The organism is Georgfuchsia toluolica (genome assembly GCF_907163265.1).
In the GTDB taxonomy this organism is placed as follows: Bacteria; Pseudomonadota; Gammaproteobacteria; order Burkholderiales; family Rhodocyclaceae; genus Georgfuchsia; species Georgfuchsia toluolica.
Genome location: NZ_CAJQUM010000001.1, coordinates 1,772,079 through 1,795,932, shown reverse-complemented (window position 1 = coordinate 1,795,932; position 23,854 = coordinate 1,772,079). Strand labels below are relative to the sequence as shown.

Genomic DNA, 23,854 nt, shown 5'->3' with positions numbered 1-23,854 from the left:
CCCCGGGTATCAGATATAGTCGGTACCACTGAGGTCTCGGCAGAATTGGTGAAGAATTTCGAGCGAAGCGAGCCGATCAGTCGCCTCCTCCGCGAAGGGGAGGGCGGGAGGAGTCGGGTCGGTGTTGCTTTTCCGGCCAAGCATCAAAGTCCTTCATCGAAGCTACCCACGTTTGGTTCCGGCTCGGCCGGATTAGGAGAAAGCATGCTTGCAATTATCGGCGGCAGCGGGTTGACCCAGCTGGCCAATCTCGACGTGAGCCGGCGCGAAGTGGCGCGTACGCCTTATGGCGATACTTCCGGTGCGCTCATCTTTGGGCGCATTGGCGGCCATGAGGTGGTGTTCATCGCGCGCCACGGTTATGGCCACACGATTCCGCCGCACCTGGTGAACTACCGCGCCAACATCTGGGCCCTGGCCAAGGTGGCCGGCGCGACGCAGATCGTTTCCGTTGCCTCGGTCGGCGCCATCCGCTCCGATCTGGCGCCGGGCGCCGTGGTCGTGCCGCACCAGATCATCGACTACACCCATAGTCGCGGCAATACCTTCTTCGAAGGCGGCGACAGCCAGGTGGTGCATGTCGACTTCACGCATCCTTATGACAAAAAGATGCGTGCGGGTTTGCTGCAATCGGCGCAGCGTTGCGGCGAACAGGTATTCGATGGCGCCGTCTATGCGGCGACACAGGGGCCGCGCCTGGAGACCGTGGCCGAAATCGACCGGCTGGAGCGCGATGGCGCTGATATCGTCGGTATGACCGGCATGCCGGAAGCCGTTCTGGCACGCGAACTGGAAGTACCCTATGCGGCGGTGTGCGTCGTGGCCAACTGGGCGGCGGGCCGGGCCGACAGCCGCGACAGCATCAAGTTCGACCGTATCGAGCAGGTGCTGCAGGAAAACCTGGCGCGGGTGCGCGCCATTCTCGAAAAGCTCTGTCAAGACGGGTATTGCGCCGCATGATCCGGGAAGTCTTGCGCATGGGCGATCCCAGGCTGCTGCGCGTGTCGCGGCCTGTGGCGAAGTTCAATACGCCCGAACTGAATGAGCTGGTCGCCGACATGCAGGACACCATGCGCCATCATGATGGTGTCGGGCTGGCCGCGCCGCAGATCGGCGTCGATCTGCGCCTGGTGATATTCGGCTTCGAGGCCAGCGAGCGCTATCCCGACGCGCCCGCAGTGCCTTTCACCGTATTACTCAATCCGGTGCTGGAGCCGCTTTCCACTGAAGAGGAAGAGGGCTGGGAAGGCTGCCTGTCATTACCGGGGCTGCGCGGCTGGGTGCCGCGCTACCATCGCTTGCGCTATACCGGCTTCGACCAGCACGGCAAGCCCATCGACCGCAGTGTGGATGGTTTTCATGCCCGCGTGGTGCAGCATGAATGCGATCATCTCGACGGCATCCTCTATCCCATGCGCGTGAAAGATATGCGTCTCTTCGGGTTTCAGGATGCCTTGTTTCAGAACGGCGACAACACCATAGAATGATGATTAATAACAAAAAAGATACAAAATGCAACCGCATGAGACATCATGCAACAGGGGTTGCAAGTCGCTAAAAATGTGTGTAACGTAGTGGGTAAAGTTGCTTGTTACCCAATCATTCATGTGGGTAACGTTTTTTTGAGGCCCACCATGTCACTGACCAAGACCGAAATCGAGGCGGCAAAGCCGCAAGGCAAGCCCTACCGTTTGGCGGACCGAGATGGGCTTTATCTGGATGTTCGCGCCAAGTCGAAGTCATGGCGTTACCGGTACCGCTTTGTCGGCAAGGAAAACGTGCATACGCTCGGGCGCTATCCCGAGATGAGTCGGGACGAAGCCCGCGAAGCCTTGATTGCCCTGCGCAAGATGCTGGCGCAGGGAAAAAGCCCCAGCCAGGAAAAGAAGCTCGAACGCATCCGCGTAGCGCACCAGCATGCACAGACCTTCGAGGCGCTCTTCGATGAATGGGTCGCTTCGCGGACCTGGGCTGAAACGACCAAGCGCAACCGCCTGGCGCAGATCGAGTTTCATGTCCTGCCATATCTGGGGCCACTGGCGATCCGCGAAATCACGCCCATGCATGTGCTCGACGTATTGCGCAAAGCCGAGAAACCGGCCAAGAGCGAGAAGAAGCGGGGTAGGGGCGCGCGCGTTCGTGACGTTGGCAGCCCGAATGTGGCGCGACGGCTGCGGCACTACGTCGCCAGCGTCTTCAATGTCGCCATTGCCACCGGCCGCGCCGACAGCAACCCTGCAGGATCGTTACGGGAGGTACTGTCCCCCGCCATCAGAGTTGCGCACAAAACGCCACTACGCCCCAAGCAGGTCGGCGATTTCCTGCGCGGGCTAGATGCCTATCGCGGCGACCCTAAGACTGTCCTGGCATTCCGGCTGTTATGGTGGTCCATGCTGCGGCCGGGGGAAGTCGTCGCCGCCCATTGGAATGAATTTGACCTGGATGCCGCGACCTGGACAATTCCCCGCGCCCGTATGAAAAACAAGAATCCCGAGCTTCCCGCGCACATCGTGCCCCTGCCGAGCCAGGCCGTTGAAAGGCTGCGGACGTGGCATGCATTTACCGGCGGCATTGGCTACCTGTTTCCGCATCGTGACAAATCAGGGCAATCCATGATCGCCTCCACATTGGGCAAGGTGCATGGTCGTCTTGGGCTGGATTTTCCGTACTCGCCCCATGCGACCCGTACCACGGCGTCAACGCACCTGAACCAGATGGGGTACCGCTATGACGCCATCGAGAAGCAGCTCGATCACGAAGACCGCGATGCCATCCGCCGCGCCTACAACCGCGCCGATTACCTCGAAGAGCGGCGCCAGATGATGCAGCAATGGGCGGATCTGTTGGACGAATGGAAGTCCGGCGGGAAGGTGATTCCCGTTGGTTTGCGCAAGGGCCCTGTCGCCTGAGCGAATTTACTCGACAGAGAGGATTGCCATGAATTGCGATAACTGTGGGGCATCAATGGATGAGTCCAAAACCAGATTTTGTTTTCTCGATGAAATTCAATCTTGTCAATGGGGGGCACCACAAGCTATTCCTGCCGTCGAAATTCGGTTGGGAACGGTGTTAGGCAACTATTGTTGTCAATCGCACGCGGACGATGCATTGCGTAGATATTTGGTGCAGGCTGGAGGCAAAGTAAATTGGTCTGATGTTCGACCGATCGAGGTTTGTTCGTGCTGTGGGCAGGATTTTCAGACGAGGGAATGGCACCATGCCTTGGTTCTATCTCAGGAGCAAGGCGCCGAAACCGATCCCGAAATTATTGATATGAAATATCCTGCGCGATTCTGTAATAGTTGTGCCCCGGTTTGAGTTGTCGGCTAATCATTGACACATGTAAATATACGCAATACACTAAAACCGTGATCAAAACTTTTCGACACAAGGGGCTTGAGGACTTCTTCAAACAAGGCAGCAAGGCGGGAATTCAGCCGCCGCATGCTGGTCGATTGCGCTTGCAACTTGCCAAGCTGGATGCATCGAAGAATCACCAAGACATGAATTTGCCGGGCTGGAAACTCCATCCGCTGGCCGGCAATCTCAAGGATCACTGGGCGGTGTGGGTCAATGGCAATTGGCGCCTGATCTTCACCTTCGATAATGGCGACGCCATCCTGGTTGATTACCAGGACTATCACTGACAGAGGGCACCATGACCAGAATGTACAACCCACCGCACCCCGGCGAAGTCTTGCGGGATGGCGTATTCACTGATACCGGCATTACCGTCACCGACTTCGCCGATCGCCTCGGCGTCACGCGGGTAACGCTTTCGCGCGTGCTCAACAGCAAGAGCGGCATCAGCGCCGATATGGCCGTGCGCCTTGCCGCCGCGCTTGGCGGCAGTGCGGAATCGTGGCTGACCATGCAGAACGCCTACGATTTGTGGCAAGCGGAGAAGGCACTCAAGCGCCAGGTGGCGAAGATCGAGCCGTTGAAGATCGCCGCATAGATTTCACCCAAACCCGGCGCGGGTTTTCGCCGGGAAAGCGGCGGGCAAGGAGCAGCAACTCCAAGCCCGCCTGACCACGAAGCACCTGACAAGGAGGTTCAGCATGGCTACCAAGGATTCTACCGTTACGACAAGCCGCCGCCGCCAAGGCGATGCATTGATAGGCAAGGCACTGACAACGCTCGACGCCCGATTGCGCGAACCGGGCACGCTGCTTGGCAGTCCTGCCGCTGTAAGTGACTATCTTCGATTGCGGCTGGTGGATCTGGAACACGAGATCTTTGGGGTCCTCTGGATGGATAACCAAAATCGGCTTATCGAATACGACGAGCTTTTCCGTGGCACGCTCACACAAACGAGCGTGTTTCCGCGTGAAATCGTCAAGCAGGGATTACTGCGTAATGCGGCGGCAGCTATTCTGGTGCACAACCATCCCAGCGGTGTAGCGGAAGCCTCTAGCGCCGACATGTCGTTGACGCATGGCGTCAAGGCAGCCCTCGCCCTGGTCGATATCAAGGTCGCCGATCATTTCATCGTGGCCCGGAAAGAAGTCCTGTCTTTCGCCGCGCATGGCATGCTCGATACCAAACTGGATGTGTCGCCCTCGGTTCAGGCACAGACGGAACAAAGCGTAAAGCTCGAAGATGACGAATTTGCAGCAGCGAACGGGCTCTACAAAGTGGTCACAAGTAAGCCCGGCGCGGCAAAAGATCAGTTGACCGCGCGTCTTGCGCAGCTTGAATCCATGCTGACGATGGTTACTGGTGAAGGGCTTCAAGCATTTACCCTCATTAGCGATGTAAGACAGGACAACTATCTTTGGGGCTGCCTGATGATGGTGGAAGAATGTCGGCAACTGGCCAGAATCGTTTGAGGGGTAATCTCATGGCGAAAAGCAAGCAATTCCCCCAAGACTACCCCCGTCCAGATTGGTTGCCGAATTGGGAAGACAAAACCGAATACAAAAATCACGGGGACGATTTGGAGGCATGGGCATGGGAATGCCTGCGCCGGAATCCTGAGTACCAAGCAGAGTATGTGCGTTGGGCGCGACTGCCTGATACGGTAATCGCTGAAGACGGTAAATCGGTATTGTCGGCCAAAATCCACGGATCAGCCTGTGATTTGTTGCCGATGGCATTCTGTCATGGCGATCCACCAGCTATCAACGCCGATGAAACAGTAAGTGAGTACGAATCAAGGACAGGAGAATCGGCAGAAACGCTACGTAACTACATCTGCCGTAAATGGGGGATGCTTGATCCTCAAGATCCTGCCGAGTGCGATCCCCCTGATTGGGATACGGCGGGCGATGTAAGCAGGGAAATGCCACCCTACTCTATCCCTTTCTGTGAAGAGCTAATTGTCATAAGTGGCTTTAAGCAAGGTTTCGAGGATCACGAGGGGCGATTGCTTCATGCGTGGTGGCCGAGGGAATACGATGCGTATGTCCGGACATGGGCTTTCGATTTGCGCAACGACATTAATGATCAGATTGATTTACTTCGCGAAATTCTCAAGGAGGAGAAAAAGCGCCTGGAGTGTGGAGAGAATGACAGGGGGTTACCCACTTTCGATCCGATGAAACGTGTTACTCGCCCAAACGGGAGAGGTAGAAGCACGCTATTGGACGATTTGCGGATTTTGGATGCAAAATGGTCTGGGGCTTCAGGGGGTGAAATCATTGCATCGTTGTGGGGCGTGCCAAATAAATCACCTTATCCTGACGAGAATTGCAAGGCCATGTGGCACGCAGCCAAGGAGCAAAAAATCAAGGAGGCAATGCAGCGAATTACTTGGCGCATTATTGATGAAGGCTGGCGCGAATTAGTAAGGTGGTCTTCCCTGCCGCAAAGCAAGAAAAACATGAATAAGAAGAAAAACACATAGATCACTGCTTAAACAGGTCGTAGGCGAATACCCCCCCGGTAAATCCCTACGGTGACTGTTGCGTAACGAATAGGCATGCTTCTGCTCATGATGTTTCAAGGAGCGGCCATGCAAACCAAACGCGACTCATTTCCCGACGCCCTGCGTCATTTCAACGACCTCCCCGATAGCGCATTTGTTCGCACGCCTGTAGTTCAAGGGCTGACATCTTGGTCGCGCGCCACAGTGCATCGCCGTGTGGCGGATGGCACCCTGCCGGCGCCCTGTCGCCTCTCCCCTGGTGTTACCGCCTTCCGTGTCGGTGATCTGCGCCGCTTTCTGAACGGGCAGGGCCGGTAATGGGCCACTTCCGTAACACGCCGCGCGGCATGAATGGAATGGGCGACAACATTCGCGCAAATGCACGTCCTATAGCGCTCGAAGACATCATCGCTATAGGTAATCGCGCGCAGCGGCGCTGGGCCGCAAAAAAGATTTTGCGCAGCACCCAACACCGGGCGAAAGCAAACACCACCACAACCAAACCCTGAAAGGAAATCACAATGCCATCCATTGTATCCAGATCAGATTTGCGCTTGAAAGATAGTGAGCGCGCTCTGCACCTGAAAAACCAGGCCACCGCTATCGTAAAGCTTTCTTCCGTGCGGGAAAAGATAGCGGACCTCAAGGACCGTATTGATGCGGCCAGTATCAAGCCCGAGGCGATGGCCGCCGCGATCGCTACCGGAAATTTCGATATCGAGCCGCGCGAGGATACCAGCGGCTTAATGGCCGAGCTGAGGCAACTGGAAAAAATTGAGGAAGCGTTACGGCTCGGTATTGAGAAGATCGAAGAGACGATCGCTGCTCGCGACAAAGTTCTCGATGAACAATATCTATCGAATGTCGAAGAGCTGCAGCGCGAACGATTCAGTGGCGTACTCGATCAACTGCTCACGCTCGCTGAGTTGTCAAAAGCTGAGTGCGCCCTAGTAGCAGAGGCTGACGAGCTGGGGGCACGAATTTGCAAGACCGAATTCTCCTACTGGCGCCATGTTGGCGGCCGCGTCGGCGCCTGCGCCAGCGTAGGGCAGTACCTGAAGATACTGCTCAATCATTACGGGTCACAAATAGGTTTCAAGCCGAGCGAAAAACAGCGTGCTCGATTGGAAGCTTTGGCAGATTGAAAGCTGTACGCCACGCCGGACGAGGCAGCGTCTTCATAGTTCGGTGGGGTGCCAGTCGTTTCTAATTCGTCGCGGCTGGCTTTCATGGTACATGAAGACGCACCATGCTTACGTTGCCTAGTCAGCTGCGCGGCAGTTTAGGGAACAAGGGCACGGCAGCAATGGACGCCGGCGACGGTTGCGAGCTGCCACCTTTAATGTTTTCTTAGGGGAATCTCATGAACAAGCCAAAAAATCCTTTTCTTGAACGCTGCGGGCCAGAAAATGTTCACATGTCACCCGCGTATAGAGCACGCATGAACGTCGCTGAGATCGCTCCGCAAACGTTACCGGTGAGTACGGCTATCCTCTCCTCTTCATCGGGGACGCAGGTTCAAGTTGCTCACGCGGTCGCAACCCCGCAGCAACTGCTGGCAGCGGACATCATTGACCGCTGGAAAACCGATCCCGCAATCCGCGCCGAATTCGGTACTGTCACCTACTACGCGGCTTATCGCCGAGCCATTGAGGCGGGGAATGTGCGTATGTTGCCGAAGGCTCCTGGATTAATTAGGGGTGCCGCGTGACTACTCTCAAATAAAGCGACTAGAAATTTTATTTGAAGAATTTTGCAAGATAATGGGAGCGTCATAATGGCTGATCAAAATAGCAGATTTATTATTTCAGCCGTGGACAACACTGCGGCGGCATTCCGTTCGGTCGCGACTGGTGTCAAGAATCTCGAAAACAGTTTTTCCGTTCTCAACACCATCGCCGGCCGCCTACCGATGCTCGGCGGCGCGCTGGCCGCCGCGCTGGGCGGCGCCTCCTTCACCGCCATCATCAAGAGCACGATCGATTTCGCCGATCATCTGGGCGATTTGTCGAAGAGCACCGGCGTCTCCGTCGGCACCCTGGCGCAGTTCAAACTGGCGGCGGAACAATCGGGAACCAGCCTGGAAGCGGTGGCCAAGGGCATCCAGAAATTGTCGAAGAACCTGGTTGAGAACGAGGACAAGTTCAAGGCCGCCGGCATCAGCACCAAGGATGCGAAAACCGCTTTCCTGCAACTGTCCGATGTCTTCAAAAGCCTCGACGACAACGATCCGAAGAAGGTAGCGCTGGCGCTCCAATTGATGGGCAAATCTGGCGCCGAGCTGATCCCGTTGATGAATGGCGGCAGCAAGGCGATGCAGGCGATGCTAGATCAAAGTGCGGAGCTAGCCGAGAAATACGCCGAACTGCAACCCAAGGCGGACCAGTTCAATGACTCGCTGGCTAAGCTCAAGATCTATGGCGAAAGCGTTGCCATCGACGTGGCGACGCCGTACGTCGATGCTTTTAACCGTATCGGCGAGGCGATGGATAAAGCCGCCAAGCGCGGCGATCAATTGGAAACGGCGTGGCGCATTTTCAAGGACATGAACATCGCCCTCGGCGCCAACATGCTCAAAATGGTCACGCCGGATTCCTTCGCTAAAACCATAGATGAACATGTAGCAAATCAATTAGCATACGATAATCGATTGAATGATTTTCCGGCGCGGGATACCGGAATTAAGAAAATCAGCGGGCTCAAGCCGACCATTCCCCCACCCCAAGCCAACGCCGCCGCCATATTGCTGGGAAAGACGCCAGGCGCCGCCAGCGACAGCCTCGGCGACTGGATGGACAGCAAGATGCAGCGCTGGATTGAGGAGGAGCAGCGCAAACTGGAACAGCAGGCGCGCGCGCAGACCGCCGCCGCGCGCATCGTCACCGATCTGGGCAAGGGTTTTGGGCGCGAAAACGATTCCGCCCTGCGCGCGCAAATGGTGATGCCGGAATCGTTGCGGCAGACGCTCGATTCGCTGGCCAAGGTTAGCGAGCAGGCTGACCGGGCGCGCGAGCAAGTCAATACCCTGTTCGCCCAGGGCCATCTGTCCGCCACTATCTATAACGAAACGCTGGGCAAAATCACGGCGCAGGAGGTTCAGCAGGCGGAAACCGTGCACCTGTTGGCTGCCCAGCAGGACAAGCTCAGTGCTTCCTGGGAATACGGCGCCAACAGGGCCATACAGTCTTATGCCGATTCGCTGCAGAACGTCGCCGCCCTCTCCGAGCGCGCCTTCACCAGCGCCTTTTCCGGCGCCGAGGATGCCGTGGTCAAATTCGTCCAGACCGGCAAGCTCGATCTGAAAAGCCTGTTCGATCAGATCGAGGCCGATCTGATCCGCATCGCCCTGCGCCAGGCCATCATCAAGCCGCTGGCGAATTCGCTGTTTGGCGGCGAGAGCGGCGGCATCGGTAGCCTGGCCTCGGTCATGAACATGCCGACGGCCGACTGGCTGCCGAGTTTCGCGGTCGGTACCGACTACGTGCCGCGCGACATGGTGGCGAAGATCCACCGCGGCGAGCGCATCGTGCCGGCGGCGCAGAACAGCAGCGGCATCGGCGGCATCACCAACAACTTTTATATCACCGGAGCGGCAGATATGCGTACTCAACAGCAAATCGCCGCCGTCGCCGGCATGGCGGTACGGCGCGCCCTGGCGCGCAATACTTGAGGCCGCGCCATGATCCTCTTCGAAACCCGGCGCACCGTCATTGACGATACGAACAGGCAATGACGAAAAAATCGCCAGGCCCTCAAAAAATTGATACAGCGGAATTGCTGGCCAGGATCAATATCATCGACGTCATTGGCCAGTATGTCCAACTCAAGAAGAGCGGTCCCGAATATGAGGCTTGCTGCCCGTTCCATACCGAGGTAACACCATCGTTCAAGGTAACGCCTGCCAAGGGCTTCTATCACTGTTTCGGGTGTGGTGCGCATGGCGATGCAATTGACTTTCTGCGCGCCCATTTGGGTCTGACCTTCCATGATGCCGTTGCGGCGTTGGGGGACAACAAGTTTCCAGCGCCTCAAACCCGTCAAGAACGAGCCGCACGACGTCCGGCGGGCGATAGCGAGGGCAACCGTGATGGGTGTCCCTGGAAACCCATCCTGCCCGTACCCGAGGCCGCCGGCGAGCCTCCCAGGGCGCATATCAAGCGCGGCTTGCCCGAACGGGTCTGGTGCTATCGCAATGCTGCTTGTCAGGCGCTGGGTTATGTTTATCGGTTCAAAACATCGAGTGGCGGCAAGGAAACATTGCCGCTGGTGTATGCGCGCCACGATCAGACCGGCGCGCATGAATGGCGCTGGATGGCGTTTCCCGAACCGAGGCCGCTTTATGGCCTCGATCGTCTCGCGGCAAAGCCCGATGCGACCGTGTTGCTGGTCGAGGGCGAAAAATGCGCCGATGCCGCCGCCGAAGTCCTGCCCGAATATGCGGTGCTGACTTGGCCGGGCGGTTGCAAGGCAGTAAAGAAAGTTGATTGGCGGCCATTGGCCGGGCGCAAGGTGATCTGCTGGCCCGATGCCGATGCCAAGCGCGAGCCCCCCACCAAGGCTGAAAGGTCCGCCTTGTGAGTATAGAAACGCAGGCGGCAGCGCAGGCAGAAAAGCCCATTCTGCCCGAGACAAAGCAACCCGGCATCGTGGCCATGGAACAAGCCGCCGGCGAGATCCTGCGCCTTGGTGGCAAGGTGCGTATCGTGAATGTTCCGCCGCCTGGCGAAAAGCCCGATGGATGGGACGTGGCGGATGCGCTTGCCGAAGGCATGGATGCCGCTGCGCTGCGTGCCTTCATCGGCAATATGCGACTGCCTGTGCTTGCCGCGCAAGCGGCGGCCGGCAACCTTACCCCTGAGTTGGCTGGCGCCGGCAATGAGGATTGGCGGCGTCAGTTACTGCGCAAAGATGATCGGCTGATCGATTGCCGCGAGAATATTTATCTGATCCTGCGCCACCATCCTGCCTGGTGCGGGGTGCTATGGCTGGACGATTTCGCCAGGCGCATAGTGAAGCGCAAACCGGCGCCGTGGGATCCTGCTTCAAGCTTCATATCTGGTACCGAGTGGGCGCCCGAGGATGATCTGCGTCTCGGGTTATGGCTGGCGCAGCAGGAACATTTATTGATTCGCAGCCGGGAAAATCTGAATGCGGCGGCAGCCTGGGCGGCCACTGAATCTCGATATCACCCGCCGCGCGATTATCTTGATTCGCTGGTGTGGGATCGCGAGTCTCGCGTTTCCGAATGGCTGACCGATTACCTGGGTGTAAAAAAAACGGAATACGCCATGCTGGCCGGTCGGATGTTTCTTACCGGCATGGTTGCCCGCATTTATAAACCTGGTTGCCAGATGCGGTTCATGCCGATTCTGGAAGGTGATCAGTTCAAGGGCAAATCGTCTGCACTGCGCATCCTCGGCGGTGCATGGTTCGGTGATACGGTGCTGGACCTCCACAACAAGGACGCCTATCAGCTTATTCAAGGGTGCTGGTTGCATGAAATCGGCGAGCTGGATGCCTTCAATCGCACCGAATCAACACGCATGAAGGCGTTTGTCAGTAGCCAGGTGGATCGTTTCCGGGCGCCTTATGAGCCATCTCCGCGCGATTGGCCTCGGCAGACAGTGTTTGTCGGCACAACAAACCAGCCGGAATATTTCAAAGATTCCACCGGGAATACACGATATTGGCCTTGGCGTGTTGAAGAGGTCGATTCGATCAACCTCGATGGGCTCGCCGCCGCGCGCGATCAACTGTTTGCCGAGGCGGTATTCCTCTATAAGCAGGGGGAGCGCTGGCATCCCTCACGCGATGAACAGCAGCGCTTGTTCGAGCCTGAGCAGGCCGATCGAGAGATCGTGGATCCATGGCAATCGATTATTACGCGCTGGTTGCGCAGCCGGACATCGCCGCGTGTGGCGGCCACAGAGATATTGACCGACTGCCTCAAGATCGAGGCCGGCAAGATCGATTCGACCCGGCAGATGAGTACGCGTGTCGGCATTGCCATGAAACGCCTCGGCTGGATCAAGAAACGCGCTACCAGCGGCGATCGTGATTATTTTTATGTGCAACCGCCGGGCTGGAATTCGCCGGCGCCGGATGTTATTGAAAAGGGAAGCGGCAATGCTCCGTGCTGACCAGGGATCGGACGTCCTACCTCAGGTAGGACGAACCGGAAAAGGTCGGACGGAGCAAACCCGCATGGATAGGGAATCTGTCCAACCTCCTAACCTCGTCCTACCTTCTCCCATGCGCACACGCAGGCGCACACGCACACGCACACGCGCGCTCGCGCGCGTATGCCTTTACCTTAGACAAGGTAGGGAGGTTAGACAGAATAAGGATTGGTGCGGGTTTCCGCCGTCCTACCTTTCGTCCAACCTGTTATTCGGTAGGACATATCCGCTTTACGAAGGGAAATAGTATGAGCCAAGGCCCAATCACTGCCAATGACCTCCCACGCATACGTCGTGAGATGTGCGGCCACGCGGATAACGAAGATTTTTCGGATTCACTGCGCAGCATCTGCCGCCAAATAGTGACCGCGATCGATTCAGTCCAGGGTGATACCCGAGCGGCCTATGCTGATGTGGAAAAAAGCTTTGATGCCTTCGTTGCTGCTTGGCCAATGGAGCTGAAGCGGATTGAGAGGGCAAAGGAATTGCTGGATCGCATACCCCATCTAAAAGACGATCAGAGTATTCGGCAAGTGCTGGGAGAGTTGGCGCCGCTGCTGACAACCAAGTGGAAACTTAATTTGGTTGTGATGCTGAAGCGGGTAGGCATCGAGGCAGATAAATATGATCTTGTCAATCTGCCTGCAGCATCTGATCGCTTACACTGAGAGTTAAAGCCATGCTGAAAATCAAAGTTGATACCAGCGGGTTGATGAGACTCAGAGCAGAGATCGAAGGCAAGGCCAAGCAGGTGCGCTATGCCACGATGCGCTCGCTCAACGCCGCTGCATACAAGGCGTCGCAGGATACCGCGAAAGAGATTGCGCGCGTGTTTGATCGCCCGACGCCCTGGGTGCTGCGCTCAGTGCGCTACGTCAAGGCGACGCGAGATCGATTGGAGGCCAGTGTCGACTTTGACTTCTGGGGCAATAAGCAGGGCGTTACAGTGTCGCAGGTATTGAATGCCGAGATCCATGGAGGGGGGCGGCGATTGAAGAGGTACGAAGTGGCATTGCAGCGTGCTGGCATCCTGCCCGCTGGCATGGCGGCTGTGCCTGGTGCGGCGGCGAAGATGGATCAGTACGGCAACATGAGCAGCGGCCAGATCGTACAGATCATGGCGTGGTTTCAATCCTTCGGCGAACAAGGTTACAAAGCGAACATCAATCAGAAGGGCCGCAACCGACTGATGCGCGGCAGCAAGCGCGGTGCTGCACCTGGATTCGCATACTTTGTACTGAAGCAGCGGCAGGGAAAGCTACTACCTGGGATCTATCAGCGCTTCAACTTCAGCGCGTGGGGCACTGCGGTAAAGCCCGTGATGATCTTTGTTCGGATTCCTCAGTACCGGCGCCGGCTCGATTTCTATGGACTGGCAGAGAAGTCTGCTCGCGCCGAATTCGATGCACAGTTCCCGCGCCAGTTGGACGAAGCCATGAGGACGGCCAGATGAAGTCACGGGTCCTTCCAGCACCTTCCCCAATGCGGGTAGTTCGCACCCCGTTTTTTATCCAGTTTTATCAATGTCTTAGGGGTTAGTAACCATGCGCATCGTTGGCCAGTCTGATCTTTCCTCGATGTTTGGCGTTGTACCGAAGACCATCATCGAATGGCAAGAGACAGGCTTGCCGATTTCGGTGCAGGGCGGACCTGGTGTGCCATCTGAATATGAGAGCGCGGACTGCATTCGCTGGCTGGTCGACCGCGAAGTACGCAAGGTACAGGCCGAAAGCCCGAAGGATAGATTGCTACGCTTGCAGGGCGATGCCCTCGAAATGGATCTTGCGACGCAGCGCGGCCAATTGATTCCCGCGGCTGCAGTCGAACCGGCAATGCGCTCGGCGATCGTGACGGCACGCGAACGGATTCGCAACGAACCAGCGCGTCTCGCTACCTTGATGGAAGGCAAGGATCGGGGCGAACGCGAAAACCTGCTGCGCGCGCTGTTTGACGAAGTCCTGGAAAAGCTATCGCATTGGCGGCGATCGACTGAAGAGGGATGCAGCGATGAACGCGCCGCATGAGATGCCGCTGGCCACCGGCTGGACTGCAGAGGCCATTGATTCGTTCATGGCGCAAATGTGGGGTGAATTCGCGCCGCCGCCCCGGCTGACGATCGACGAATGGGCGGAGCGGTATCGCAAGCTATCACCCGAGGAATCGGCATTGCCGGGAGATTACTCGCTCGACCATACGCCGGCGCTGCGCGAGATACTACAGGCCTGCTCTGATCCTCAGGTGCGCAAGGTAGTGGTACAAAAATCAGCGCAGCTTGGCTACACGGTTGGCGTTGTCTGCAACGTCATGGGATATTACGTGCACCAGCGGCCCAGCGTTCAGCTCGCCGTATTCCCACGCGAGAAATCGGCGAAGGATTTTGCTGCCGAAAAGCTCGATCCGATGATCCGTGCTACTACGCCCCTGGCCAGTCTCATAGCGCTCAAGAGCCGCGCCGCCGGCAATAGTCAAAGCAGGAAACACTATCCCGGCGGACTCATCAAGCTGGTCGGCAGCAATAGCCCCAGCGACGTGAAGAGCACCAGCGCACGCATTGTCATCGTCGAGGAGCCGGATGATGCCTGCAGTAACGTGCGTGGCCAGGGCGATGCCATCAAGCTGTCCGAAGAACGGGCCAAGGCCTACCCCGACCACCTGATTCTGATCGGCGGTACGCCAACAGCAAAGAACGCCAGCAGCATCGAGGCTGAAATCCTCGCGAGCGATCAGCGCAAATTCCATATGCCCTGTCCGCATTGCGGCGACGAACATATTCCGGCCTGGGCGAACGTCATCATCCCCGAGGATGCCACGCGGCCATTGCGCGAGACCTACGGGCACGCGCGCTGGGAGGCTGCTTACTATGTCTGCCCCGCTTGCGGCGTGCCATGGACTGAAGAAGAGCGACATGGCGCCATTCGGCGCGGTCACTTCGAGGCTACGGCGCCGGCAACCGGCGCTGTCGGCTTTATCGCCAACGAGCTGATATCCACCTTCGAGGGCTCGCGTCTGCCGATCCTCGCGCGCAAATACATCGAGGCAAAACACAAGCAGGATGAGGGCGACAACTCCGAAATGATCGCCTTCTGGAATTCCACGCTAGGCCTTCCCTGGGAATACCGCGGCGAGCTGCCTGAAGAGGATGAGCTGCGCGATCGTGCGGAAGCCTATGCGGAATGGTCAGTGCCGGCCGGCGGTCTGGTGCCGGTAGTCACCGTCGACGTACAGCATGATCGGCTGGCAGTTAACTGCTGGGTAATCGGCCGCCGTGAGGAAATGTGGTTGGCGTTTTGGGGGGAACTTCATGGACAAACCATCATTCCCTTCGCCGGCGCCTGGATCGATCTTGAGCAATTACTGGAAAAGACCGTGCGCCACGCCAGCGGGGCTCGCCTTGCCATCGCCGCCGTGGCGCTTGACTCATCCGATGGACAAACATCGGCGGCCGTCTATGACTTCGTACGCAAGCACAATCGACCTGGCAGGCCTGTCTATGCCATCAAAGGCGCATCCGATAGCGAGGGAAAGATTGAGATATGGCGAGCCCCGCAAACCAATTCATTGGATCCGCACCAGGGCGGCAAGAAGGCCTCGAAACATGGCGTACATGTCCATATCGTCGGCACCGCGAAAGCCAAGGACAGCATACTCGGCTGGGCGCAGGAAGGCGGCCGCGTTCGACTCATAGGTGATGGGCCGCAGCGCATGCATTGGTATCAGTCTGTGCGCGCGGATTTCTACGAGCAGCTGCTGAGCGAAATCAAAATCCCGATGCGAAACAATCCACGGCGCCGTCAATGGAAAAAGCGGACCGATCGGCGCAATGAAGTGCTGGATTGCACCGTGTATGCGTTATGGCTGATCCATGCACTACGTCTAAACCTGCACAAAGGGCCTTGGTGGGATCAACTGGAAACGCGCGTTATCCAGCACGGTTTATTTGAACCTGCTGAAGAACAGGCGCCTTCCAGCAGTCCGCAGCATGTTGATAGTGAGGAAATGGAGAAAGGAGCAGCAGTGCAGATGCCTACACCTCCGATCCCAAAGCAAATCATCACTCCTTTGACTACCGCAATCGACCTCAGTCGCTGTAAGCGCTTCTTACGGTGATGAGTAAAGAGAGAGACATTGTCAGCGAGTTGATCTCGAGAATCCAGGCGGCCGCACCTGGCGCAATCAGCCCGGGATTATTGTGCGATATCGAGCACGACTTCCGGCACGATTTCGGTCGTGACAAGCACTATGTCGCCGGCAATCCGCGCGTAAGCGTGGAACAAATTCAGGCTGCTGTAACGGCTTTCTGCGCTAGGGGAGTGCCTGTAACCGAGGCGGCTGCCATGAACGGTATCAGCCGCAGAACGTTGTATCGAGCACTCGGCAGTAAGAGGTAGCGGTTTCGCATAAAACTTTACCCACGAGTTCGACCACTTTGTTTTGACGGCGTCGCAAAATATATGAAATGTGGTAGTGTGTAACGGTGTGGGTAAAGTTATTTTTAGACCTCTTGAAACCAGCACCAGCAAATGAATTCAGAACAATCTTGTACCCCATGCGGATACGAGACTTTACGCGTTTCGGTTTTACCGAAGAACTGTTTCCAGCAGGAAGTGATGCCCCCGACGAGTAAGCACAATGCCGGAACCGCGCATTTAATTTTCCACTATGAAGTCTTGATAAGGTGATGAACAGAATCGCGAGTGAAGCGAGCCTGATTGTTACCTCCCCCGCGAGGGGGAGGGCAGAAGGGGGCGGGTCTTTATGCTGCCTTTCGGGCCAAGAAACAAAAGTCCGTAATCGAAGCCAAAGCGCTTTGCTTCCAGCTTGGCCGGTTTATGCCTACAGCCAATAGACGAAGACAAACAGCATCAGCCAGACCACATCAACGAAGTGCCAGTACCAGGCTGCCGCCTCGAAACCGAAATGACTGTCGGCGCTGAAATGTCCGGCCAGGACGCGGCCCAGGATGACGCTCAACATGATGGCGCCCAGCGTGACGTGGAGGCCATGGAAGCCGGTGAGCATGAAGAAGGTGGCGCCGTAGATACCGGTGCGGATGCTGAAGGCGGCCTCCATGTATTCGTGCGCTTGCAGTCCGAGGAAGGTCGCGCCGAGCAGAATGGTGAGCGCAAGGCCGAGAATGATTTGCCAGCGACGCCCGCTCTGCAGCCCCCAGTGGGCCCAGGTGACGGTGACACCGGAACTGAGCAGGATCAGGGTATTCACCGCCGGGATGCCCGAGCCGGGCATGGGCGTGAAGGCTTCCTTGATGCCGGGTCCGGCGGTGGGCCAGCCGCCGGCATAGCCCGGCCAGAGCAATTGGGCATCGGCCAGTTCCGGTACGGAGATGACGCGAGCATAGAACAGGGCGCCAAAGAATCCGGCGAAGAACATCACTTCGGAAAAAATGAACCAGACCATGCCCCAGCGGAAGGAGCCATCCACTTGGCCTTCCAGCTTGCCGGCCAGGCTTTCGCGAATGACGGCGCCGAACCAGCCGGCGAGCATGGCGATGAGCAGCAAGCCGCCCGCCGCCATCAGGTAGGGTCCGGCGTTGGACTTGGCCAGGAACAGCACGAAGCCGCTGGCGAGAGCCAGCAAGGCCAGCGAGCCGACGATGGGCCAGCGCGACGGTGGCGGCTGGTAGTAGGCGCTAGGCGTGTCCATGGGGAGTATCCGTTTCCAGTATTGGGGGGGTAGTGAACGAGTGGTGGGGCGGTGGCGAGGGCAGGGTCCATTCCAATGTCGTGGCGCCATCCCAGGGCTTGTCGCCGGCCGGGGGGCCGCCACGGACGCACTTGATGACGGTATAGAGGAACAGCAGCTGGCTGGCGCCGAGGGTGAAGCCGCCGATGCTCGCCATCATGTTGAAGTCCGCGAACTGGGGCGCATAGTCGGGAATGCGCCGCGGCATGCCCGCCAAGCCGAGAAAATGCATCGGGAAGAAGGTGATATTGAAAGCGATCGCCGTCAGCCAGAAGTGAATCTTTCCAAGGCGTTCGTCATACATGTGGCCGGTCCATTTCGGTAGCCAGTAATAGATGCCGCCCATGATGCTCATGGCGGCGCCAGCGAAGAGCACATAGTGGAAATGGGCGACGACGTAATAGGTGTCCTGGAGCTGGATGTCGACGGGTACCATGGCCAAGACCAGTCCCGAGAAACCGCCGATGGTGAACAGGAAGACCATGGCCAGAGCAAAAAGCATGGGTGTTTCGAAGCTGATGGAGCCGCGCCACAGCGTCGCCACCCAGTTGAATACCTTGACGCCGGTTGGCACGGCGATAAGCATGGTGGCATACATGAAGAAGAGCTGCCCGGCCGCAGGCATGCCGCTGGTGAACATGTGGTGCGCCCAGACCAGAAAGGACAGGATGGCGATGGAAGCCACCGCATACACCATGGAGACGTAGCCGAAGAGGGGCTTGCGGGCAAAGGTGGGAATGATCGTCGAAACGATGCCGAAGGCCGGCAGGATCATGATGTACACCTCGGGATGGCCGAAGAACCAGAACAGGTGCTGGAACATCACCGGGTCGCCGCCGCCGGCAGCGGCGAAGAAATGGGTGCCGAAGTGGCGATCGGTCAGCAGCATGGTGACGACGCTCGCCAGCACCGGCATCACCGCCATCAGCAGGAAGGCCGTGATCAGCCAGGTCCACACGAAGATCGGCATTTTCATCAGCGTCATGCCCGGTGCGCGCAGGTTGAAGATGGTGGTGATGATGTTGATGGCGCCCATGATCGACGACAGGCCCATGATGTGGATTGATAATATCGTAATGTCATAGGCGATGCCGCCCTGGATGTAGAGCGGTGGATACATGGTCCAGCCGCCGCCAGCGGCGCCGCCGGGCACGAAGAAGGAGGACAGCATCAGGCATGCCGCCGCCGGCAGCAGCCAGAAGCTCCAGTTGTTGAGGCGCGGGAAGGCCATGTCCGGTGCGCCGATCATCAGAGGAATTTGCCAATTGGCGAAACCGACGAAGGCCGGCATGATGGCGCCGAAGATCATCAGCAGTCCGTGCATGGTCGTCAGTTGGTTGAAAAACGCCGGCTGGAACAATTGCAGGCCGGGTTGGAACAGTTCGGTGCGGATCAGCATCGCCAGCGCACCGGCGACCAGAAACATGAGCAGCGAGAACCACAGGTAAAGTGTCCCCACATCCTTGTGATTGGTGGTGGTGAGCCAGCGCATCAGGCCGGTGGGCTGGCTGTCGTGATGGGTAGCGTGGGTAGCGGCGATATCCATGGGTGGGTTCCTGTTATTTATGCAAGGCAGCGACATCGGCGGGCTGGACCAGGTTGCCCGGGGCGGCGACATGGTTGTGCCAACTGTTGCGCTCGTAGGTGACGACGGCGGCGATATCCAGGTCGGATAGTAGTTTCTGCTGGCCGAAGGCGGCCATGGCGGTACCCGGTTTGCCGTTGAAGACACGGTCGATATGCACCGCAACCGGACCATTCACGATGGCGGAGCCATCGAGAGCGGGGAAAGCGCCGGGAAGGCCCAGCCCCGTCGGCTGGTGGCAGGCGGCGCAGTTGGCGTTATAGACCTGCTCGCCGCGGGTCTTCAATTCCGTCAGCGACAGCACTTGCTTGGCAGCGGCTTGAGCAGTTTCACTGGTCGCCTTCATTGCGGCGATCTGCTCGTTCTTCCAGAGAGCGAATTTTTCCGGCGAGACGGCTTCGACGACGATGGGCATAAAGCCATGACCCACGCCGCAAAGTTCGGCGCACTGGCCGCGGTAGGTGCCCGGCTTGTCTACCCGGAACCAGGTCTCCTTGATGAAGCCCGGAATCCCATCCTGTTTGACGCCGAAGGCCGGTACCCACCAGGAATGGATGACATCGGTGGATGTCACTACCAGGCGTACCTTGCGGTTTGTCGGAACAACCAGGGGATGGTCCACTTCGAGCAGGTAATGCGCCGATTGGGGCCGACCGTCGTCAATTTCCTTCTGTGGCGTTGACATATTGCTGATCAGGCGCAGACCGTCCTCCAGATACTCGTATTCCCATTTCCACTGGTGTCCCGTGATCTTGATGGTCAGGTCGGAATTGCCGACGTTTTTCATGGCCAGAATGGTTTTCGTCGCTGGCCAGGCCATGCCGATCAGGATCAGCACGGGAATGATGGTCCACACCAGCTCCAGCCGCATGTTGTCGCTAAAGCGTGCTGCAGCGTGTCCCTTGGACTTGCGGTGGCGCCAGAGGGCGTAGAACATGGGCAGGAACACCACCACAAAAATCCCGACGCAGATCCACAACACCAACGTGTGCAGGTCGAAGATTTCACGGGCGATGCCGGTGGCCGGCGGCGGCAGGTTGACTGCCATCTCGGCAAGTGTGCTGACAGAGGCGAGGAATAATCCGGCGGCAACGGCTGGCTTGATGCAACTCATGTTCGTTTCCTCGTCAGCGAGACAGCTACGGTCGCCAGCAGCAGTGCGGCGCCCAGATTGTGGAATACCCCTATGGACAGCGGCAGTCTGAACAGGACGTTGCTGATGCCCAATGCCAACTGAATGACAAGCGCCGCTGCAATGGTAAGGCCGAAGGGGCGTTGCGTTGGCGTGCGCAACAATACGAAAGCATAAGTGCCGACGATTGCCAGCACCACAATGGCTCCCAGTCGATGCACCCAGTGGATGGAGGCTGCTGCGCCATCGGGCCACCAACTACCTTGGCAGGCGGGGAAATCGGGGCAGGCGAGACCAGCGTAGTGGCTGGATACCCAGCCGCCGAGAATAATCTGACCTAGCACGGTTGCTGCCGTGACTGCACCCAACCCTTGCCACTTGCCGCTATTCCCAATAGCATACTCACGCCGGCAGAGGACGATCAGTACTGCCCATGACAGCATGCCACCCAGCAAATGAGCGGTGACGATGACCGGCTTCAGTAATTCGGTAACTGTCCACATGCCCAGCAATGCCTGTATCACCACAAGGCCGCACAGACCGGTTTCCAGCCAGGGTCTGGCAAACCGTGATTGAGGCCGCTGCCAGGCGGCGAAGGTCAGGGCCAGGATTAACAGGCCGAGGCTGCCGGCCGCATAGCGGTGGATCATTTCACGCCAGGCGCGGCCAATGTCGTCTGCGTGGTCAGGCACCAGCAGGTGGCCGTAGCAGCCCGGCCAGTCCGGGCAACCGAGGCCGGCATCGGTCAGTCGCACGTAGGCACCGAGACCGACGACGCTCAAGGCGAGCACTGTCGCCAATAGCAGCAGTGGCCGGTAAAGGTCGGAGCGGGACAGCGGTACGATCACATCGGCAGCCATGACGCCACCAGTCGGTCAAGGAACATGGCGGCGAACAGCGCGCCGAGGTAGGTGATGGAATAACAGAACAGGCGCCACGATGCTGCATCGCTGTAACTTCGCCAAAGCTGGAAGGCGCGCAGCAGGAAGATCAAGTCGAGTGTGGCAGCGGCAATGGCATAGGCTGTTCCAGTCATGCCCAGGAATACCGGCAGGAAGCTCGCCACGCTCAGCAATGCCACATAGATCAGGCTTTGCATGCAGGTGTGGCGGATTCCGTGGGTTACCGGCAGCATCGGAAAGCCCGCCTTGGCGTAGTCGTCGCGTCGCGCCATGCAAAGCGCCCAGAAATGCGGTGGCGTCCACAGGAAAATGATAAGAAAGAGCGCGATCGACTCCTGTGTGACCTGGCCGGTCATGGCCGCCCAGCCCAGGACCGGCGGCATGGCGCCGGCGGCTCCGCCGATGACGATGTTCATCGGCGTCGCAGGCTTCAGCACCACCGTGTAAATCACCGCATAGCCGACGAAGGTGGCGAGCGTCAGCCACAGGGTCAGGTCATTGACCCAGGCATGCAGCACGTAAAGGCCGATGCCGCCCATGGCCATGGACAGACTCAGCGCTTCGGCCGGGACGATCTCGCCGCGCGGCAGCGGTCGTCCGCGAGTGCGGGCCATGCGGGCATCCACGGTGCGCTCGATGAGGCAGTTGATGGCGGCGGCGGCGAAGGCCACCAGGCCGATGCCGATTGTCGCCGCCAGGAAACGCAGGGGCGGGGGAAGTCCTGTCTGCGCCAGCAGCATGCCTATCATCGCGGTGAATACGATCAGGCTGTTGACACGCAATTTGCATAGCGACAGAAAAGCGCGCAGCCGGGTTGTGCGAACGATGACATCGGTATTCATGATTTCCCCCCTTCAGGTTTAAACGCCGACCAGAGCCAGAGCACGACGGCAACGACTGCAAAGCCGAACCACTGCACGGCGTAGCCGAGATTGCGCGCGACGCCAGCGTCGACCCGCGGCCACTCGCGCACGAATCCAGCGGCCGGGCTTTGCGGCGAGAGCTGGATGACGACTGGCTGAAGCGGCATGTCTGCCAGCCGCTGGAAGCGCCCCAGATCCAGCTTCTGCCAGATGGATTCCCAGCGCTCAGCGGGCTGCGCCAGACTGAAAGTCCCAGTCGGCGGAATCACTGCGGTGCCATCCACCTCAACCGGTTCTTCCGGCGTGGCAACGTTGGGCAATTGGCGGCGGTCGGCGGGCACCGGAATCCAGCCCCGGTTTACCAGCACGCGCAGCCGGCTGCCGGCCACATGCAGGGGCGTGATGACGTCATAACCGGCCTGGCCGTGCCAGACGCGGTTATCGAGAAAAAACTGATAGGCCGGTTCGTAGCGGCCAGAGGTTATGACATGCCGGTCGCGCAGCGATTCGGTGCTGACAACCTCAGCCGGTAGCGCGATGGCGGGTGCCGCAGCGCGTGCTTCCAGCAACTGCCCCGCAGCTTCCCTTCCATTGGCGCGGTCAAGCTGCCAGAAGCCGAGGCCGATCAGGCACGGCAATGCCAGCAACAGCAACAGGGTGGGCACGAGCCGCGGATGGAAACAACGGGCGGCCGCAATCTTGCAGCCTGTTGGACGATGGTATTGTTCATCCTTTGCAAGGAGCGTCGTCATGGTGATCAAGGGACTGGTATTGGTACTCCTGCTGGCGGTACTTGCCAGCCTGTTTGCGGGACTTTTTTTCCTGCTGCGGGACGGCAGCCACGAAAAACGCACCGTGCGGGCCCTCACGGTGCGCATCGTTCTCTCCGTGCTGTTGTTTGCTCTCATCATGATCGGTTTTCAGTCGGTGCTTGGAGTGGGGCGCTGATGGCGATGAGGCGGGGGGGCGGCAAGGGGAAGAAGGCGTAGGCGAGGGTCAGTTCGCGTACGTCCGCATCCAGGTTGGGGCGGATGATGAAGGCCACGATCAGCTCGCGCTCTTCGTTGGGTCCCAGAGACTGATGCGCGAAACAGAAGCATTCGATCTTGTGGAAATAGCGGGCCGCCTGGCCGGGCGTGACGCCAGGAATTGCCTGCCCGGAAATAGTGCGGTCGCTCAGGTTGCGAACCCGGTATTTGACGAGTTGCAAGTCGCCGGGATGAGCCATCAGCGAGCGGGTGAGGGGCTGCATTTCCCAAGGCAGGCCGGGCATGACCGTGGTCGTGAATTCAATCTTCACGACACGGCTGGAATCGACTCCCTTGACGGGGATAACGGCGCCGGCGTTGAAACCGCCTAGCTGAAAATTATCATCATAGGAGCGTCCGTTGAGCCCGGTGGTACGGCACAGCACGTCATAAAGAGGAACCAGTGCCAGGGTGAAGGCGATGGAGAACGCGACGAGCAGAAGGAGGCGCAATGCCAAACGACGATGAGCGGCTGCCGATACCTTTCGGCCGTCATCGGTAACTGGCGGTCTTTGCCTGCTGGCGTTCTGGGGCATTGCCACAATCCTCTCTGACAGGGTCTGCGGAGAGCAGTAAAATACCTGACTATAATAGTA

Annotated in this window: 26 protein-coding genes; 19 read left to right on the top strand and 7 right to left on the bottom strand. The window is 58.4% G+C overall.

What is annotated here, in order from left to right:
• The first annotated feature begins 204 nt into the window (after positions 1–204).
• The 18 genes from K5E80_RS08460 to K5E80_RS17270 all read left to right on the top strand — a co-directional run bounded on the left by K5E80_RS08460 (position 205) and on the right by K5E80_RS17270 (position 16,436).
• A complete protein-coding gene (locus K5E80_RS08460) occupies positions 205–960 on the top strand; it encodes an S-methyl-5'-thioinosine phosphorylase (protein WP_220635740.1) in 756 nt (251 codons plus the stop codon).
• Positions 957–1,487 (top strand): peptide deformylase, encoded by a 531-nt coding sequence (def, locus tag K5E80_RS08455; RefSeq protein ID WP_220635739.1) that lies wholly within the window; start codon positions 957–959, stop codon positions 1,485–1,487. Before K5E80_RS08460 ends, def begins: the two co-directional genes overlap by 4 nt.
• Positions 1,488–1,634: 147 nt before the next feature.
• Positions 1,635–2,909, top strand: coding sequence for a tyrosine-type recombinase/integrase (locus tag K5E80_RS08450; RefSeq protein ID WP_220635738.1), 1,275 nt, complete (start codon positions 1,635–1,637; stop codon positions 2,907–2,909).
• Between the two features lie 459 nt (positions 2,910–3,368).
• Entirely contained in the window at positions 3,369–3,647 is a 279-nt protein-coding gene (locus tag K5E80_RS08445) for a type II toxin-antitoxin system RelE/ParE family toxin (RefSeq protein WP_220635737.1), read from the top strand.
• 11 nt (positions 3,648–3,658) lie between these two features.
• Positions 3,659–3,958 (top strand): HigA family addiction module antitoxin, encoded by a 300-nt coding sequence (locus K5E80_RS08440; RefSeq protein ID WP_220635736.1) that lies wholly within the window; start codon positions 3,659–3,661, stop codon positions 3,956–3,958.
• A 103-nt stretch (positions 3,959–4,061) separates the two neighbouring features.
• Complete coding sequence (locus K5E80_RS08435; RefSeq protein ID WP_220635735.1) at positions 4,062–4,832, top strand: JAB domain-containing protein; 771 nt, start codon at positions 4,062–4,064, stop codon at positions 4,830–4,832.
• A gap of 11 nt (positions 4,833–4,843) precedes the next feature.
• Positions 4,844–5,848 (top strand): transcriptional regulator domain-containing protein, encoded by a 1,005-nt coding sequence (locus K5E80_RS08430; RefSeq protein WP_220635734.1) that lies wholly within the window; start codon positions 4,844–4,846, stop codon positions 5,846–5,848.
• A 108-nt stretch (positions 5,849–5,956) separates the two neighbouring features.
• Positions 5,957–6,187, top strand: coding sequence for a helix-turn-helix transcriptional regulator (locus tag K5E80_RS08425; protein WP_220635733.1), 231 nt, complete (start codon positions 5,957–5,959; stop codon positions 6,185–6,187).
• A gap of 203 nt (positions 6,188–6,390) precedes the next feature.
• Positions 6,391–7,014, top strand: a complete 624-nt coding sequence (locus tag K5E80_RS08420) for a hypothetical protein (RefSeq protein WP_220635732.1) — start codon at positions 6,391–6,393, stop codon at positions 7,012–7,014.
• A gap of 218 nt (positions 7,015–7,232) precedes the next feature.
• Positions 7,233–7,580, top strand: coding sequence for a hypothetical protein (locus K5E80_RS08415; protein ID WP_220635731.1), 348 nt, complete (start codon positions 7,233–7,235; stop codon positions 7,578–7,580).
• A 66-nt stretch (positions 7,581–7,646) separates the two neighbouring features.
• Positions 7,647–9,539 (top strand): phage tail tape measure C-terminal domain-containing protein, encoded by a 1,893-nt coding sequence (locus tag K5E80_RS08410; protein WP_220635730.1) that lies wholly within the window; start codon positions 7,647–7,649, stop codon positions 9,537–9,539.
• Between the two features lie 59 nt (positions 9,540–9,598).
• A complete protein-coding gene (locus K5E80_RS17185; RefSeq protein ID WP_220635729.1) occupies positions 9,599–10,447 on the top strand; it encodes a CHC2 zinc finger domain-containing protein in 849 nt (282 codons plus the stop codon).
• Positions 10,444–12,009, top strand: coding sequence for a virulence-associated E family protein (locus K5E80_RS08400; RefSeq protein ID WP_220635728.1), 1,566 nt, complete (start codon positions 10,444–10,446; stop codon positions 12,007–12,009). The genes K5E80_RS17185 and K5E80_RS08400 overlap by 4 nt, the downstream gene beginning before the upstream one ends.
• 287 nt (positions 12,010–12,296) lie before the next feature.
• On the top strand, positions 12,297–12,716 hold the full coding sequence (locus K5E80_RS08395; RefSeq protein WP_220635727.1) for a hypothetical protein: 420 nt from the start codon (positions 12,297–12,299) through the stop codon (positions 12,714–12,716).
• Positions 12,717–12,727: 11 nt separating this feature from the next.
• Entirely contained in the window at positions 12,728–13,501 is a 774-nt protein-coding gene (locus K5E80_RS08390) for a hypothetical protein (RefSeq protein ID WP_220635726.1), read from the top strand.
• Between the two features lie 91 nt (positions 13,502–13,592).
• Entirely contained in the window at positions 13,593–14,072 is a 480-nt protein-coding gene (locus tag K5E80_RS08385) for a terminase small subunit (RefSeq protein ID WP_220635725.1), read from the top strand.
• On the top strand, positions 14,056–16,155 hold the full coding sequence (locus K5E80_RS08380) for a phage terminase large subunit family protein (protein WP_220635724.1): 2,100 nt from the start codon (positions 14,056–14,058) through the stop codon (positions 16,153–16,155). The genes K5E80_RS08385 and K5E80_RS08380 overlap by 17 nt, the downstream gene beginning before the upstream one ends.
• A gap of 158 nt (positions 16,156–16,313) precedes the next feature.
• Entirely contained in the window at positions 16,314–16,436 is a 123-nt protein-coding gene (locus K5E80_RS17270) for a helix-turn-helix domain-containing protein (RefSeq protein WP_484840042.1), read from the top strand.
• 445 nt (positions 16,437–16,881) lie between these two features.
• Here the strand turns inward: K5E80_RS17270 and K5E80_RS08375 are convergent, their stop codons facing one another.
• The 6 genes from K5E80_RS08375 to K5E80_RS08350 are packed head-to-tail and all read right to left on the bottom strand — an operon-like array spanning position 16,882 to position 22,982.
• Entirely contained in the window at positions 16,882–17,709 is an 828-nt protein-coding gene (locus K5E80_RS08375; RefSeq protein ID WP_220635723.1) for a cytochrome c oxidase subunit 3, read from the bottom strand.
• Entirely contained in the window at positions 17,696–19,294 is a 1,599-nt protein-coding gene (ctaD, locus tag K5E80_RS08370) for a cytochrome c oxidase subunit I (RefSeq protein WP_220635722.1), read from the bottom strand. The genes K5E80_RS08375 and ctaD overlap by 14 nt, the downstream gene beginning before the upstream one ends.
• Before the next feature lie 13 nt (positions 19,295–19,307).
• Complete coding sequence (gene coxB / locus K5E80_RS08365) at positions 19,308–20,447, bottom strand: cytochrome c oxidase subunit II (RefSeq protein WP_246590917.1); 1,140 nt, start codon at positions 20,445–20,447, stop codon at positions 19,308–19,310.
• The gene (locus K5E80_RS08360; protein ID WP_220635721.1) at positions 20,444–21,325 is read right to left on the bottom strand and encodes a COX15/CtaA family protein; all 882 of its coding nucleotides are present in this window, start codon (positions 21,323–21,325) and stop codon (positions 20,444–20,446) included. Before K5E80_RS08360 ends, coxB begins: the two co-directional genes overlap by 4 nt.
• Positions 21,310–22,209, bottom strand: a complete 900-nt coding sequence (gene cyoE / locus K5E80_RS08355; protein ID WP_220635720.1) for a heme o synthase — start codon at positions 22,207–22,209, stop codon at positions 21,310–21,312. Before cyoE ends, K5E80_RS08360 begins: the two co-directional genes overlap by 16 nt.
• Positions 22,206–22,982: an SURF1 family protein gene (locus tag K5E80_RS08350; protein ID WP_220635719.1), complete on the bottom strand. Its 777-nt coding sequence runs from the start codon at positions 22,980–22,982 to the stop codon at positions 22,206–22,208. The genes cyoE and K5E80_RS08350 overlap by 4 nt, the downstream gene beginning before the upstream one ends.
• On the opposite strand from K5E80_RS08350, the gene K5E80_RS08345 reads away from it, so the two are divergent.
• Positions 22,981–23,178 carry a twin transmembrane helix small protein gene (locus K5E80_RS08345; RefSeq protein WP_220635718.1) on the top strand — a complete coding sequence of 66 codons (198 nt, stop codon included), beginning with the start codon at positions 22,981–22,983 and terminating at the stop codon, positions 23,176–23,178. The genes K5E80_RS08350 and K5E80_RS08345 overlap by 2 nt on opposite strands.
• Here K5E80_RS08345 and K5E80_RS08340 read toward each other — a convergent pair.
• Positions 23,138–23,794, bottom strand: a complete 657-nt coding sequence (locus K5E80_RS08340) for a cytochrome c oxidase assembly protein (protein WP_220635717.1) — start codon at positions 23,792–23,794, stop codon at positions 23,138–23,140. The genes K5E80_RS08345 and K5E80_RS08340 overlap by 41 nt on opposite strands.
• Positions 23,795–23,854 lie beyond the last annotated feature (60 nt).

What these genes read in the sequence shown, in the direction of transcription:
- K5E80_RS08460 (WP_220635740.1), top strand. Translation starts at nt 205, where the DNA reads ATGCTTGCAATTATCGGCGGCAGCGGGTTGACCCAGCTGGCCAATCTC.
- def (WP_220635739.1), top strand. Translation starts at nt 957, where the DNA reads ATGATCCGGGAAGTCTTGCGCATGGGCGATCCCAGGCTGCTGCGCGTG.
- K5E80_RS08450 (WP_220635738.1), top strand. Translation starts at nt 1,635, where the DNA reads ATGTCACTGACCAAGACCGAAATCGAGGCGGCAAAGCCGCAAGGCAAG.
- K5E80_RS08440 (WP_220635736.1), top strand. Translation starts at nt 3,659, where the DNA reads ATGACCAGAATGTACAACCCACCGCACCCCGGCGAAGTCTTGCGGGAT.
- K5E80_RS08435 (WP_220635735.1), top strand. Translation starts at nt 4,062, where the DNA reads ATGGCTACCAAGGATTCTACCGTTACGACAAGCCGCCGCCGCCAAGGC.
- K5E80_RS08430 (WP_220635734.1), top strand. Translation starts at nt 4,844, where the DNA reads ATGGCGAAAAGCAAGCAATTCCCCCAAGACTACCCCCGTCCAGATTGG.
- K5E80_RS08425 (WP_220635733.1), top strand. Translation starts at nt 5,957, where the DNA reads ATGCAAACCAAACGCGACTCATTTCCCGACGCCCTGCGTCATTTCAAC.
- K5E80_RS08420 (WP_220635732.1), top strand. Translation starts at nt 6,391, where the DNA reads ATGCCATCCATTGTATCCAGATCAGATTTGCGCTTGAAAGATAGTGAG.
- K5E80_RS08415 (WP_220635731.1), top strand. Translation starts at nt 7,233, where the DNA reads ATGAACAAGCCAAAAAATCCTTTTCTTGAACGCTGCGGGCCAGAAAAT.
- K5E80_RS08410 (WP_220635730.1), top strand. Translation starts at nt 7,647, where the DNA reads ATGGCTGATCAAAATAGCAGATTTATTATTTCAGCCGTGGACAACACT.
- K5E80_RS17185 (WP_220635729.1), top strand. Translation starts at nt 9,599, where the DNA reads ATGACGAAAAAATCGCCAGGCCCTCAAAAAATTGATACAGCGGAATTG.
- K5E80_RS08395 (WP_220635727.1), top strand. Translation starts at nt 12,297, where the DNA reads ATGAGCCAAGGCCCAATCACTGCCAATGACCTCCCACGCATACGTCGT.
- K5E80_RS08390 (WP_220635726.1), top strand. Translation starts at nt 12,728, where the DNA reads ATGCTGAAAATCAAAGTTGATACCAGCGGGTTGATGAGACTCAGAGCA.
- K5E80_RS08385 (WP_220635725.1), top strand. Translation starts at nt 13,593, where the DNA reads ATGCGCATCGTTGGCCAGTCTGATCTTTCCTCGATGTTTGGCGTTGTA.
- K5E80_RS08380 (WP_220635724.1), top strand. Translation starts at nt 14,056, where the DNA reads ATGAACGCGCCGCATGAGATGCCGCTGGCCACCGGCTGGACTGCAGAG.
- K5E80_RS08375 (WP_220635723.1), bottom strand. Translation starts at nt 17,709, where the DNA reads ATGGACACGCCTAGCGCCTACTACCAGCCGCCACCGTCGCGCTGGCCC.
- ctaD (WP_220635722.1), bottom strand. Translation starts at nt 19,294, where the DNA reads ATGGATATCGCCGCTACCCACGCTACCCATCACGACAGCCAGCCCACC.
- coxB (WP_246590917.1), bottom strand. Translation starts at nt 20,447, where the DNA reads ATGAGTTGCATCAAGCCAGCCGTTGCCGCCGGATTATTCCTCGCCTCT.
- K5E80_RS08360 (WP_220635721.1), bottom strand. Translation starts at nt 21,325, where the DNA reads ATGGCTGCCGATGTGATCGTACCGCTGTCCCGCTCCGACCTTTACCGG.
- cyoE (WP_220635720.1), bottom strand. Translation starts at nt 22,209, where the DNA reads ATGAATACCGATGTCATCGTTCGCACAACCCGGCTGCGCGCTTTTCTG.
- K5E80_RS08345 (WP_220635718.1), top strand. Translation starts at nt 22,981, where the DNA reads ATGGTGATCAAGGGACTGGTATTGGTACTCCTGCTGGCGGTACTTGCC.
- K5E80_RS08350 (WP_220635719.1), bottom strand. Translation starts at nt 22,982, where the DNA reads ATGACGACGCTCCTTGCAAAGGATGAACAATACCATCGTCCAACAGGC.
- K5E80_RS08340 (WP_220635717.1), bottom strand. Translation starts at nt 23,794, where the DNA reads ATGCCCCAGAACGCCAGCAGGCAAAGACCGCCAGTTACCGATGACGGC.